Below are 12,592 nucleotides of genomic sequence, written 5' to 3'. Positions count from 1 at the left end.
TGCGGGGAAAATTGCCTGAATCTGGGCAGCTTAAGCCGTAAGAAGCTTTGTCCCTCTGCCGCTTTATTCAATTAATACGTTATTTGGCTGTTATTTACTTACAGTATGCTAAATGCTATACTCTCGATTGGTAATGAATCGTGCGGAGGATGACAGACATGAATATGGACAAAACGAGATATCAATTGTTTACGGTGCTGCGTGACTACGGCTATATCCTGTTTGGATCAGCCGTCGTCGCTGTGACATTTAATATGTTTTTGCTTCCCAACCGGATTGCAGCCGGCGGAGTCAGCGGCATCAGCACCATTTTGCAATCGTTCGGCTTTGAAGCCGCCTATGTGCAATGGGCATTTAATATTCCTTTATTTATTGCCGGGGTTCTGGTACTCGGAGGAAAATTCGGCATCAAGACGCTTGTCGGGTCTGTTTTTCTCCCGTTTGTCGTATACGTGACGCGGGACATTGCTCCGGCGACAGAGAATCCGCTCTTGGCCGCCATTTTCGGCGGTGTCGGCATCGGAGTCGGGATCGGGATGGTCTTTCTCGGAAGGGGCTCGACAGGCGGCACTGCGCTGGCCGCGCAAATCATTCATAAGTACACCGGGCTGTCGCAAGGCAAATGTTTGGCGCTGATTGACGGAACGATCGTCCTGTCCGCGATGTTTGTTTTTAACATCGAACAGGGACTTTATGCTATGCTTGGCGTTTATATATCAAGCAAAACCATCGATGTCATCCAGGTCGGATTGAACCGTTCCAAAATGGCGATGATCATTACGAACCGGGAAGAGGAAGTTCGACATGCGGTACTGAATAAAATCGACAGGGGGATTACGAAAATATCAGCGGTCGGAGGCTATACAGATGATGAGCGGCCTATTTTGATGTGCGTGGTCGGCCAGACCGAGTTCACAAAGCTGAAACAACTCGTAAAACACATTGATGAGTCTGCATTTGTCATTGCGATGGATGCTTCAGAGGTGCTTGGCGAGGGTTTTAAACGCGCATAATCGAGGTTATAATAAAGGTTGACTTGTTAAAGGAGCTGACTTGAAAAAATGAAAATGAAGCTGTTTACTCTGTTTATGGCTGTTTCTTTTGTGCTGGCTGCCTGCGGCGGCAATAACAACGAAAGCAAAGAGAAAAATACAGGCGGGCAAGCAACTGCAACCGACGGGGAAGAGATTTACCAGCAAAACTGCACAGGCTGCCATGGTAAGGATTTGGCCGGCGGTTCCGCTCCGAGTTTGAAGGAAGTTGGCGGCAAGTATAAGGAAAGCGAAATTAAGGACATTGTAGTCAACGGCCGCGGCGGAATGCCTGGCAATCTTGTAGATGAAAAAGAAGCTGAAGCGGTCGCGAAGTGGCTTTCAGAGAAAAAGTAAGCATGCCTTGCCAGTCAGGAGGCGAAAAGAACCTTCTTCACGTTCAGGTGAAAAAGGTTCTTTTTTTGTTGAAAAGGTCTTTTTGCCTATTGGGAAAACGGAATTAACGGGTTCTTTTGTCTTAAATAAGGCCCAAAGTACAAATTTTTTGGCTGATTTTGCGTTTTTCCTATAACTTAGGTCGGCATTGAAACAAAACTGTAATATCATTTTGTCTAATCTTGACGTATAATGGGTGTTGTTGAAAAAGGGCTTGAATTAATACCATTTATCGTGAAATTGGCAGGGGACACAAAACGACAGGCCCTTTCGAAGAGTATGACCGTATAAACATAAAAGATTAGGTGATTACATGATCGAAATAAAAGATGTATATAAGACTTATTCCAACGGGGTCTCGGCGCTGAACGGAATAAGCATCTCTATATATCCCGGGGAATTTGTTTATGTTGTAGGACCGAGCGGAGCAGGAAAATCAACCTTCATTAAAATGATTTACCGCGAAGAAAAGCCTTCCAAAGGGAAGATTGTCATAAACAATAAAAATTTGGCGCAGCTCAAAGAAAAAGAGATTCCTTTTATCAGAAGGAAAATCGGCGTTGTATTCCAAGACTTTAAACTGCTGCCGAAGCTGACGGTGTTTGAAAATGTTGCATTTGCTTTAGAGGTCATCGGGGAGCGCCCAGAGGTGATCAGAAAAAAAGTGCTTGAAGTGCTTGATCTTGTCCAGCTGAAGCACAAAGCAAGGCAATTTCCTGATCAGCTGTCCGGAGGAGAACAGCAACGGGTTTCAATTGCGCGGTCAATCGTCAACGACCCTGATGTCGTGATCGCTGACGAGCCGACGGGAAACCTTGACCCTGAGACGTCTTGGGAAATCATGAAGACGCTCGAAGAGATCAACAACCGCGGAACAACAGTCGTTATGGCGACTCATAACAAAGAAATCGTAAACACCATGAAGAAACGGGTCATCGCAATCGAAGACGGGGTCATTGTGCGTGATGAAGCTAGAGGGGAGTATGGTTCTTATGATTAGAACTCTCGGACGGCATTTGCGCGAGAGCTTAAAATCTCTCGGGAGAAACGCGTGGATGACTTTCGCATCCATCAGTGCTGTAACAGTTACACTTATCTTGGTCGGCGTGTTCATGGTCATCATGCTGAACGTATACAATATGACATTAAAAGCCGAACAAGAAGTCGAAGTCAAAGTGCTGGTTGACTTAACGGCCAACCAGGATCAAAAAAATACATTGGAAAAAGAAATAAAGAAAATACCGGAAATCAGCAGTGTCAAATACTCATCTAAAGATGAAGAACTCAAAAACCTGAAAGACAGCTTTGGGGAAGACGGGAAATTCTTTGCGATGTTCGAGCAGGAAAACCCGCTGAACGATGCATTTGTCGTAAAAACAAAAGACCCTCAAGACACACCGAAAGCTGCCAAGAAGCTTGAGAAGCTGACCAATGTCTATAAGGTGACATACGGACAGGAGCAGGTAGACCGCTTGTTTAAAATCAGCAATGTCGCCAAAGTCATCGGGATTGCATTGGTCATCGGCCTGCTGTTTACGGCGATGTTTTTAATTTCTAATACGATCAAAATTACGATTTTTGCGAGACGCAAAGAAATCGAGATTATGAAACTTGTAGGTGCGACAAACTGGTTCATTCGCTGGCCATTTTTCATTGAAGGTTTGCTCTTGGGTGTATGCGGTTCTATCATTCCGATCGCTATTTTGCTCGGAACGTATCATCATGCCGTTCAGTGGATCGCTCCGAAAGTTCAAGGCACTTTCATACAGCTCTTGCCGTACAATCCGTTCGTCTTCCAGATTTCAGCGATCCTGGTGCTGATCGGAGCCGTTATCGGTGTATGGGGAAGCTTGATGTCGATTCGCAAATTCTTAAAAGTTTAAACCGGCGCTTTCGCCGGTTGTATCATGTTTAAAGCTGGGATGCCTGCAAAGCGCCGGGCTCCCTTGATTCTGAAGGCAAGGAGGAACCAAGGTTGAAAAGAAAGCTTATGACGCTGGGGCTGACCGCTGTGCTCGGATCGTCGGCAGTGCTGATCCCCTTAAAAAGCAACCATGCTTTAGCTTATGAAGACTTGGAGAAAAAAAAGAGCGACGTTCAAAGCAAAAAATCTGAAAACGAGTCAAAACTCGAAAAAACGAAACAGGAGCTTTCAGAGCTTGAATCAAAGGAAGCAAGCCTGAGAAGCGAGATCGAGAAAATCGACCGTAAGATGACGGACACGAATGAAAAGCTGGAAAAGAAAAATGAAGAAATCGATAAAACAAAGAAAAGCATCGAAGAGCTGAAAAAGCAAATAAAAAAGCTTAAAGAAAAGATTGAGAAACGCAATAAAATATTGAAAGACCGTGTTCGCTCAATGCAGGAAAACGGCGGTTCTGTTCAATACATAGATGTGCTTCTCGGCTCGAAAAGCTTCGGGGATTTCATCAGCCGCGCGGGTGCGGTTTCGACAATTGTAGAAGCTGATAAAGACCTGATGGAAGAGCAAAAACGCGATCTTCAGCTTGTCGAGGAAAAGGAAACTAAGCTGAGCAAGGACCTTGAAAGCCTTGAAAAAGCGCTCAAAGACCTGGAAGATTTAAAAAAGACGCTCGACAAGCAGCAAAAAGAGAAAGCAAATGTCATGAAAAAAGTGAAGCAAGATAAAGATCATGCACATGAAGAACTTGGTTCACTCGAAAATGAAGCAGAAATTTTAAAGCGCCAGGATGAAGCGATCAAAGCCGAAGAGGCGCATCGCAAAAAGCAGGAAGCTGAAGCGAGCCGCCAGGCTTCAAGCGGCCAATCGGAAGCTTCCTCATCTAAACCGTCGGCACCAAGCAGCTCAGGCTTTATCCGCCCTGCTTCCGGCACATTTACTTCCGGGTTCGGAAAGCGTTCGCTCGGAAATCACTTCGGCGTAGACATCGCCAAGCGCGGTTCAGGCGTTCCGATTTATGCGGCCGCCGCCGGAACGGTCTATAACGCCCATTACTCGTCCAGCTACGGCAATGTTGTGTTTATTACCCATAACATCAACGGGCAAACATATCAGACGGTCTACGCTCACATGTCTTCAATTAAAGTGCAGACAGGCCAGCGTGTTGAACAGGGACAAGTGATCGGAACGATGGGAAATACAGGCCAATCCTACGGGCAGCATCTTCACTTTGAAATTCATAAAGGCCTTTGGAACAACGCGAAATCCAATGCTGTTGATCCGGCCAATTATATACCGCTTTAAAATGAAAGCCGATTCGTCCGGAGATGGACTGAATCGGCTTTTTGTTATTCAAACTGGGTTTTTCTCAAAATTTATTCTTGTCAGAAAATAACACAAGGTATAGAATGAAAGTGACAACTGTCGACAGTCGACAATTTGAAATAGGGGATGATCCAATGAAAGTATTCAACATTGCCAGCATACCCGGTGACGGGGTAGGGAAAGAAGTCGTACCTGCTGCACAACGAGTTTTGAAAGCGGTTTCGGATGTTCACGGGGGACTCTCATTTCGGTTTACGGAGTTTCCATACAGCTGTGAGTATTATTTGGAACACGGGGAAATGATGCCTGATGACGGCTTGGAGCAGCTGAAAGAGTTCGACAGCATCTTTCTTGGGGCTGTAGGAAACAGCAAGCTTGTCCCCGACCATATTTCCCTGTGGGGGCTGCTCATTAAAATCCGCCGCGAATTTGAACAGGTCATCAACATTAGACCTGCGAAATATTTGCAAGGAATCAAGTCTCCGCTGGCCAACCCAAAAGATTTCGATCTGCTTGTCGTCAGGGAAAACAGTGAAGGGGAATACAGCTCGATCGGAGGCAGAATCTTCAGGGATGAAGATGAAATCGCCATTCAAAATGCCGTTTTTTCAAGAAAAGGGGCGGAGAGGGCGATGCGCTTTGCTTTTGAGTTGGCGGCTAAGCGGAAAAAGCATGTCACAAGCGCAACAAAGTCGAACGGAATCGTTTATTCAATGCCTTTTTGGGATGAAGTCTTTGAGAACACGGCAAAAGACTACCCCGATATTACCGCAGATTCGCAGCACATTGACGCGCTGTCGGCCTTTTTTGTAACGAGGCCAGAGAAGCTTGACGTCATTGTTGCCAGCAATTTATTCGGCGATATTTTGACCGATATCGGGGCGGCGATTATGGGAAGCATAGGTGTGGCGCCGGCCGCCAACATTAATGTAAACGGCAAATATCCATCTATGTTTGAGCCTGTGCACGGCTCTGCTCCGGACATCATCGGAAAAGGAATCGCCAATCCGATCGGCCAAATTTGGACGGCAAAAATGATGCTCGATCATTTCGGGGAAGAAGAACTCGGTGCAAGATTGCTTGACGTGATTGAAGACGTTCTAAAGAGCGGCTACTTAACGCCTGATATCGGCGGTTCAAGTACGACGGATGATGTGACAGAAGAAATCATCAAGCGCGTGAGGACCATATAAGCGAAAGCTGCCAGCACTCCGGCAGCTTTTTTTGCTGTGGAATGGAAAATCGATTACATGATACGGGCGGTTTTGGCGCATACTACATCAAGCAACAAAACATAGTGCAGGCAGAAGAGGAGGTATAGGATGAATCAGAAGATTGTGCGGCTCATCATTGCGCTCAGCCTGTTATGCGGCTTGGTAACAGGCGCCGGCCCGATTCCGTTACATGATGTCGTTTCAAAAGCATCAGCGGCTGAAGAAGCTGCAGCCAAAAGCACCGCTAGAAACGAATTGGAGAAAATTGAGAAAGCATATGACCTGATTTCAAATGAATATGTGGAGCAGGTCGACAGGGAAAAACTGTTGGAAGGAGCCATACAGGGCATGCTTTCAACATTGAATGACCCATACTCGGTCTATATGGATAAACAGACGGCAAAGCGGTTTTCAGATTCCCTTGATTCCTCTTTTGAAGGAATCGGTGCAGAAATCGGAATGGAAGACAGAAAAATCATTATCGTTTCTCCTTTTAAACAGTCTCCGGCAGAGAAAGCCGGATTAAAGCCGAACGATGAAATCATCAGCATCGACGGCGATTCCATGAGCGGAATGGATTTGAATGACGCCGTATTAAAGATCAGAGGCAAAAAGGGATCGACGGTTACACTGAAAGTTCACCGACCCGGAATGAAAGACCAGCTGACATTTACGATTAAGCGCGATGAAATCCCGCTGGAAACGGTGTTTGCTTCCATAAAGAAAGTACAGGATAAACCTGTCGGCTATATCGCAATATCTTCCTTTTCCGAACATACGGCAAAAGATTTTACTGCTGAACTGAAAAAGCTTGAGAAAAAGGGAATAAAAGGGCTCGTTTTGGATGTAAGAGGAAATCCGGGCGGGTACTTGCAAAGCGTGGAAGACATTTTAAAACATTTTGTGACAAAAGATCATCCGTATATACAAATCGCCGAAAGAAACGGAAATAAAAAACAATACTTCTCAAAATTAAAAGAGAAAAAACCATACCCTGTGAGCGTGATCACGGACAAGGGCAGCGCTTCGGCTTCGGAAATTCTTGCAGGCGCATTAAAAGAAGCCGAGGGCTACGACGTGGTTGGCGATCCTTCCTTTGGAAAGGGAACCGTCCAGCAGGCGGTGCCGATGGGAGACGGTAGCAATATTAAGCTGACGCTGTACAAATGGCTGACACCTAAAGGAAATTGGATCCATAAGCAGGGCATTCAGCCGACCGTTCCAGTCACGCAGCCTGCATATTTCTCGGCGGGGCCTTTACAGCTGAAAGAACCCCTCAAGCCGGATATGAACAACAATGAAATTAAGCGGGCGCAGTTCCTGCTGAAAGGACTCGGGTTTGTCCCCGGCCGGGAAGACGGCTATTACAATGAAAGCACAAAAAAAGCCGTCATGGCGTTTCAGGCAGCAAACAAGCTGAAGCAAACAGGGATCATTGACCAAAAAACGGCAAATACAATGAACCTGCGGATTGAGGAGAAAAAGATGGATGAAAAGAACGATCTTCAGCTGCAAGCCGCATTAAAAGTGCTGTTTAACAAAAAGTGAGGGCACGGGATGTCCTCACTTTTTTTATTCTCAGAAAGTAAATTCTCAATCTTTTTACCTAAAATTTTTGCTTTTTCATAAAAAAAACATTCATAATGAATAGAATTGACCCGATAACATAAGTATATGGGAGACTTTATAAGGATGTAAAGATGCAGTAAAAATGTAACTTTTGCAAGTTGTATAACATAGGAAAACTTTTTAATATAGAACCAAAGCTTTTTCAAGAATTATAATGTGTGCATTTTTTTTGCGGAGAATGTTAGCGCTGTTTGCGTTCTTCGTCTCTGTTGGTGGAGTCGTCTGACGCTTGCGCTTTTCTTATATATAAATAATAAATGGGGGTACACGATTGAAAAGGGCAAGTATTGTGAGAGAGAAAAAATACTATGAATTAGTGGAGCAGTTAAAAGTTCGATCACAAGACGTTACGTTTTCCGCTACAAAGGCAGTAGGATTGCTTATGCTGTTCAGCAGATACCTCGTGAACTACACTTCGGTCGAAAGTGTGGAAGATATTAATGAGGATTGCGCGGAACTTTATTTCAACTACTTGATGGACAACCACAAGCGGCTCGGCATCAATCTGACCGACATCAAGCGGTCAATGCAGCTGATAGGAGATATTCTTGATGTCGAGGTCAATCATTACCTGAAAGATTTTTCTTTGTCGAATGTGACGCTTTGGATGAGCCAGGAGAAATAAACCTCACGTTTACCATACCCAAGCATTTTATTATTTGTTAGAATAATAATAAAATGCACCAGCTTGCCTAAAGGTGCCAGCATTTGTCGTCACGAATGCGCATGAAAAGCACCGGCGTTTAAGCATCATGACGAAAGTTTCTGCGGCTGACGGCTCAGGCATCCCGCCTGAACGGCCGCCCGTCATTTCCTCGTGCCGACGCTTTAGACAAGCTGGGTTTCCTTAAAATATCCAACGTTAAAAAGCTGCCGTGTTGAAGGCGGCCTGAAATGCTTGGCTGAGGCGGTGAACGTTCCCTTGTCAGTTGAAGAAAGCTTAATTGAACTTTTAAAAGGAGCAGGATTGTTCTTTTTGCACCCGCTCTTCTATTTTATGATGATTATGAGTCTTGCTTACGGCTATGCCCGGATCAAACGTGAAAGAAAGACGTTCCATACGCGTATTGAAGATATTTATGACGAGTTCAAATTTACATATTCCAAGGGACTTCTGGCAGGACTTGTACTGTCCATTGTTTCGTTCGGCTTGGGGCTGTATCTCCCGATGGGCATGCTGGTTTTAATAGCGGCGGTCAGCGTTGCCGCAGCTTTAACTTTCAGACAGAGTCTGCTGTCAGCGGCATATACGCTTGGCGTGAGCATCGTCGTTGGTTTATGTATTGAATACACCGGTTTCGGAGCGCTTGACGCGTTTCTGCCGCAGCTGTCCCTCGCGAATTGGTCGGCTGCTGCCGTCTTGCTCGGACTTCTGTTGGTGGCGGAAGGAGTGCTTGTCTATAAAACGGCACATATCAAAACGTCCCCTGCGATTGTCATGAGCACAAGGGGTCTCCCGATCGGACAGCAGATTGCGGGCAGAACCTGGCTTCTGCCGTTGTTTATTCTTATTCCGGGACATGCGATCGAATCATCTGTTCCGTGGTGGCCTGTTTTGTCATTTAACGGCGGCTTTGAGCTCTTGTGGATTCCGTATTTCATCGGCTTCGGCCAAAGGGTTCAAGGATCGCTTCCGATTGAAAGCATTAAAATTACAGCGAAGCGCATCAGCGTGCTTGGCATCATCATTCTGCTGATCGCGGCCGGAAGCATATGGTGGACTCCGCTTGCCGCCCTTGCCGCCGGAGCAGCGATCGCAGGAAGGGCCTTTTTATCCTGGAAGCAGCGGATGAACGACAATTCCGCCCCTTTCCATTTTTCAAAGAGAGACCAGGGCTTGATGGTGCTCGGGATTATTCCGAACACGCCGGCAGCCGATCTCGGTCTCAAGATCGGCGAAATCATCACGAAGGTCAACGGGATTGAAGTGAAAAATGCGGCGGACTTCTACGAAGCGCTCCAAAAGAACAGGGCTTTCTTCAAGCTTGAAGTCGTCGGTTTAAACAATGAGATTCGTTTTGAACAAAGAGCTTCTTATGAAGGGGAGCATCATGAGCTCGGCATCATCTTTGTAAAAGAAGAGGATGCGGTGATGAAGCATGCCGAGGCAGCAGCCTCAGCAGAAACAGAATAACCGATGTTAAAAAAGCGCCGCTTTCAGGCGCTTTTGCTTTTGCCTTGTTTCGAAACTTTTTGGTTGTCTTTTACAAAACGTTCCGCTAGGATGATGGATAGAACTCATTGAAGGAGAATGATTGATGAAAAGGGCTTTTCTCGCAGGTGCTTTCGTTTGTTTAATAGCTGTATTGGTTTCGGCTGCGGCCGGGGATTGGACGCTGATTTTCAAAGTTTCGGGAGCAGCCGGCCTAGGCGCGATTCTGTTGTCTGCTTTATGTTCGGGCGTATTTGTCAGCGGTGACCGGTTCAGGGGAAATCACGATGCAGAAACGAAAGAGCACGGGGAGTGGAACAGCAAGCTGGCAAACGCTCTCGCCATTTTCGCCATGCCAAACCTCCTGGCCGCCGGAATATCGTTCTTTTTCGCCTTTTAACGTCCGATTCCGAATAACGCGGCAAGATGATGGACAAAATGAATGAGTGTCCATGTTTGTCCGTTTCTTTGTTCTTTAATATAATCGAATAAGATCAAGAAACGTGAGGAGGGTTTTTGTGTTTACAAAAGCCGTTTTTGCACTGATATTTCCTTTTATTCTTGTCTTGTTTTTTACAAGGGTGACCTATAACCATTACGTCGGAATTGCGCTCACTGCAGCGCTGTTGTTCGCTTCATATTTAAAAGGTTATACGGAAACCTTTTTTATTGTAGGACTTGATATCGCCTCGCTCGTCGCCGGTTCGCTCTATGCGGCAAAAAAGGCGGGCGAAAAGAAGGAAGACTCATAGAAACCGTAAGATTGATTGCCGTGAAGCCCTGCTTTTGATGACAAAAAGGAGGGGTTTTTTGATAGATCAGAAATCGCCGGCTTTTGTGGGAAAACACAAAAACCGAACTTTAGTTCGTATTTTTGCTTCGGGTGTGTTAAAATAATAAACAGGAAGATTTCGTAAAGAAACGGAGGCTTTTATGTGAAAGACCGCTTTGAATTAGTCTCGAATTATCAGCCCCAGGGGGATCAGCCGAAAGCGATTGATCAGCTTGTCAAAGGAATCAATGAAGGCAGAAAGCATCAGACGCTTTTGGGGGCAACCGGTACTGGAAAGACGTTTACGATGTCGAACGTGATTAAAGAGGTCAACAAACCGACTCTCGTCATCGCCCACAACAAAACGTTAGCCGGGCAGCTTTACAGCGAGTTTAAAGAATTTTTCCCCAACAACGCAGTCGAATATTTTGTCAGCTATTATGACTATTACCAGCCTGAGGCCTACGTGCCCCAGACTGATACATTTATCGAAAAAGATGCCAGCATTAACGATGAGATTGATAAATTAAGGCACTCTGCCACGTCTGCTCTTTTTGAACGCAAAGATGTCATCATTGTGGCGAGTGTCTCTTGTATTTACGGCTTGGGTTCTCCTGAGGAATACAGGGAAATGGTGCTCTCGCTCAGAACGGAAATGGAAATCGAGCGGAATGAGCTGCTCAGAAAGCTCGTTGACATCCAATATGCGCGGAATGACATCGATTTTCAGCGCGGAACATTCAGGGTGCGCGGCGATGTCGTCGAGATCTTTCCGGCTTCAAGGGATGAGCACTGCGTCCGAGTTGAATTTTTCGGGGACGAAATCGAACGGATCAGGGAAGTGGATGCCCTGACTGGCGAAATTTTAGGGGAGAGGGAACACGTCGCGATCTTCCCGGCTTCCCACTTCGTCACCCGGGAAGAAAAGATGAAGAAAGCGATCATAAACATTGAAGAGGAGCTGGAAGAGCGCCTCAAAGCGCTTCGTGAAGAAGGCAAGCTCCTTGAAGCGCAGCGTCTGGAACAGCGGACGAGATACGATTTGGAAATGATGCGCGAAATGGGCTTTTGCTCGGGCATCGAAAACTATTCAAGACATTTGACGCTTCGTCCGGCAGGTTCGACTCCATATACGCTGCTCGATTACTTTCCGGATGATTTCCTGATGGTCATAGATGAGTCGCATGTCACCATACCGCAGATCAGAGGAATGTACAACGGAGACCAGGCGAGAAAACAGGTTCTCGTCGATCATGGATTCAGGCTGCCTTCCGCTTTGGATAACCGTCCGCTCAGGTTTGAAGAGTTTGAAAAGCACATTCACAACATCGTGTATGTGTCGGCTACGCCGGGGCCTTATGAACTTGAGCATACGCCTGAAATGGTAGAGCAGATCATCCGGCCGACAGGGCTGCTCGATCCGATTATTGAGGTAAGGCCGATTGAAGGGCAGATCGATGATCTGATCGGTGAAATCCAGCAGAGAATCGAGCGGAATGAACGCGTCCTCGTCACGACGCTGACGAAAAAAATGTCCGAGGATTTGACGGATTATCTGAAGGAAATCGGTATCAAGGTCACGTACCTGCATTCAGAGATTAAAACGCTGGAGCGGATCGAGATCATACGCGACCTTCGCCTCGGCAAGCATGACGTTCTCGTCGGCATCAACCTGCTGAGGGAAGGACTCGATATTCCTGAGGTTTCACTCGTCGCCATTCTTGACGCTGACAAAGAAGGCTTTTTGCGGTCCGAACGCTCGCTCATCCAAACGATCGGCCGCGCCGCCAGAAATGCCGAAGGCCGCGTAATCATGTATGCCGACAAAATCACCAACTCGATGGAAATCGCAATCAATGAAACGAAGCGCCGCCGCGAACAGCAGGAGGCTTATAATGAGAAACACGGCATTACGCCGAAAACGATCAACAAAAAGATCAGGGACGTCATCCGGGCAACTCATGCTGCTGAAGACCAGGAAGAATATCAAGTGAAAGAGGAGCCGAAGCTTTCGAAGATGACGAAGAAAGAGCGGGAAAAAGTGATCGCTCAAATGGAAAGCGACATGAAGGAAGCGGCAAAAGCGCTTGACTTTGAACGCGCCGCCGAGCTTCGCGACTTGCTCCTAGAGTTAAAATCGGAAGGATGAAT

12 protein-coding genes are annotated in these 12,592 nt (G+C 46.3%); all 12 read left to right on the top strand.

Annotated elements, in window-relative coordinates:
* Positions 1-164 precede the first annotated feature (164 nt).
* The 12 genes from MHI30_RS18760 (at position 165) to uvrB (ending at position 12,590) form a co-directional block, all read left to right on the top strand.
* A complete protein-coding gene (locus MHI30_RS18760) occupies positions 165-1,013 on the top strand; it encodes a YitT family protein (protein WP_025806165.1) in 849 nt (282 codons plus the stop codon).
* Between the two features lie 48 nt (positions 1,014-1,061).
* The gene (cccB, locus tag MHI30_RS18755; protein WP_003185673.1) at positions 1,062-1,388 is read left to right on the top strand and encodes a cytochrome c551; all 327 of its coding nucleotides are present in this window, start codon (positions 1,062-1,064) and stop codon (positions 1,386-1,388) included.
* Between the two features lie 352 nt (positions 1,389-1,740).
* A complete protein-coding gene (ftsE, locus tag MHI30_RS18750; RefSeq protein WP_003185670.1) occupies positions 1,741-2,427 on the top strand; it encodes a cell division ATP-binding protein FtsE in 687 nt (228 codons plus the stop codon).
* Positions 2,420-3,310, top strand: coding sequence for a permease-like cell division protein FtsX (gene ftsX, locus MHI30_RS18745; RefSeq protein ID WP_011198348.1), 891 nt, complete (start codon positions 2,420-2,422; stop codon positions 3,308-3,310). The genes ftsE and ftsX overlap by 8 nt, the downstream gene beginning before the upstream one ends.
* Positions 3,311-3,402: 92 nt before the next feature.
* Positions 3,403-4,653 (top strand): M23 family metallopeptidase, encoded by a 1,251-nt coding sequence (locus MHI30_RS18740; RefSeq protein WP_003185665.1) that lies wholly within the window; start codon positions 3,403-3,405, stop codon positions 4,651-4,653.
* A gap of 155 nt (positions 4,654-4,808) precedes the next feature.
* The gene (locus MHI30_RS18735) at positions 4,809-5,867 is read left to right on the top strand and encodes a tartrate dehydrogenase (RefSeq protein ID WP_003185664.1); all 1,059 of its coding nucleotides are present in this window, start codon (positions 4,809-4,811) and stop codon (positions 5,865-5,867) included.
* A 129-nt stretch (positions 5,868-5,996) separates the two neighbouring features.
* A complete protein-coding gene (locus tag MHI30_RS18730) occupies positions 5,997-7,436 on the top strand; it encodes a S41 family peptidase (RefSeq protein ID WP_009329656.1) in 1,440 nt (479 codons plus the stop codon).
* A 352-nt stretch (positions 7,437-7,788) separates the two neighbouring features.
* Complete coding sequence (gene swrA / locus MHI30_RS18725) at positions 7,789-8,142, top strand: swarming motility protein SwrAA (RefSeq protein ID WP_003185659.1); 354 nt, start codon at positions 7,789-7,791, stop codon at positions 8,140-8,142.
* A gap of 297 nt (positions 8,143-8,439) precedes the next feature.
* Positions 8,440-9,651, top strand: a complete 1,212-nt coding sequence (locus tag MHI30_RS18720; RefSeq protein WP_011198347.1) for a PDZ domain-containing protein — start codon at positions 8,440-8,442, stop codon at positions 9,649-9,651.
* 124 nt (positions 9,652-9,775) lie between these two features.
* Positions 9,776-10,069: a DUF5316 domain-containing protein gene (locus tag MHI30_RS18715; RefSeq protein ID WP_003185656.1), complete on the top strand. Its 294-nt coding sequence runs from the start codon at positions 9,776-9,778 to the stop codon at positions 10,067-10,069.
* A 118-nt stretch (positions 10,070-10,187) separates the two neighbouring features.
* On the top strand, positions 10,188-10,421 hold the full coding sequence (locus MHI30_RS18710) for a CsbA family protein (RefSeq protein ID WP_003185654.1): 234 nt from the start codon (positions 10,188-10,190) through the stop codon (positions 10,419-10,421).
* A gap of 183 nt (positions 10,422-10,604) precedes the next feature.
* The gene (uvrB, locus tag MHI30_RS18705) at positions 10,605-12,590 is read left to right on the top strand and encodes an excinuclease ABC subunit UvrB (RefSeq protein WP_003185651.1); all 1,986 of its coding nucleotides are present in this window, start codon (positions 10,605-10,607) and stop codon (positions 12,588-12,590) included.
* Positions 12,591-12,592 lie beyond the last annotated feature (2 nt).

It is taken from the genome of Bacillus sp. FSL L8-0528 (assembly GCF_038593085.1).
Taxonomy (GTDB): domain Bacteria; phylum Bacillota; class Bacilli; order Bacillales; family Bacillaceae; genus Bacillus; species Bacillus paralicheniformis.
The sequence above is the reverse complement of the archived record's forward strand: the minus strand, read 5'-3'. Positions and strand labels throughout refer to the sequence as shown.

Bases quoted from the DNA above. Each gene is read 5' to 3' on its own strand.
- cccB (WP_003185673.1), top strand. From the start codon at position 1,062: ATGAAAATGAAGCTGTTTACTCTGTTTATGGCTGTTTCTTTTGTGCTG.
- MHI30_RS18730 (WP_009329656.1), top strand. From the start codon at position 5,997: ATGAATCAGAAGATTGTGCGGCTCATCATTGCGCTCAGCCTGTTATGC.
- ftsX (WP_011198348.1), top strand. From the start codon at position 2,420: ATGATTAGAACTCTCGGACGGCATTTGCGCGAGAGCTTAAAATCTCTC.
- MHI30_RS18735 (WP_003185664.1), top strand. From the start codon at position 4,809: ATGAAAGTATTCAACATTGCCAGCATACCCGGTGACGGGGTAGGGAAA.
- MHI30_RS18760 (WP_025806165.1), top strand. From the start codon at position 165: ATGGACAAAACGAGATATCAATTGTTTACGGTGCTGCGTGACTACGGC.
- ftsE (WP_003185670.1), top strand. From the start codon at position 1,741: ATGATCGAAATAAAAGATGTATATAAGACTTATTCCAACGGGGTCTCG.
- MHI30_RS18715 (WP_003185656.1), top strand. From the start codon at position 9,776: ATGAAAAGGGCTTTTCTCGCAGGTGCTTTCGTTTGTTTAATAGCTGTA.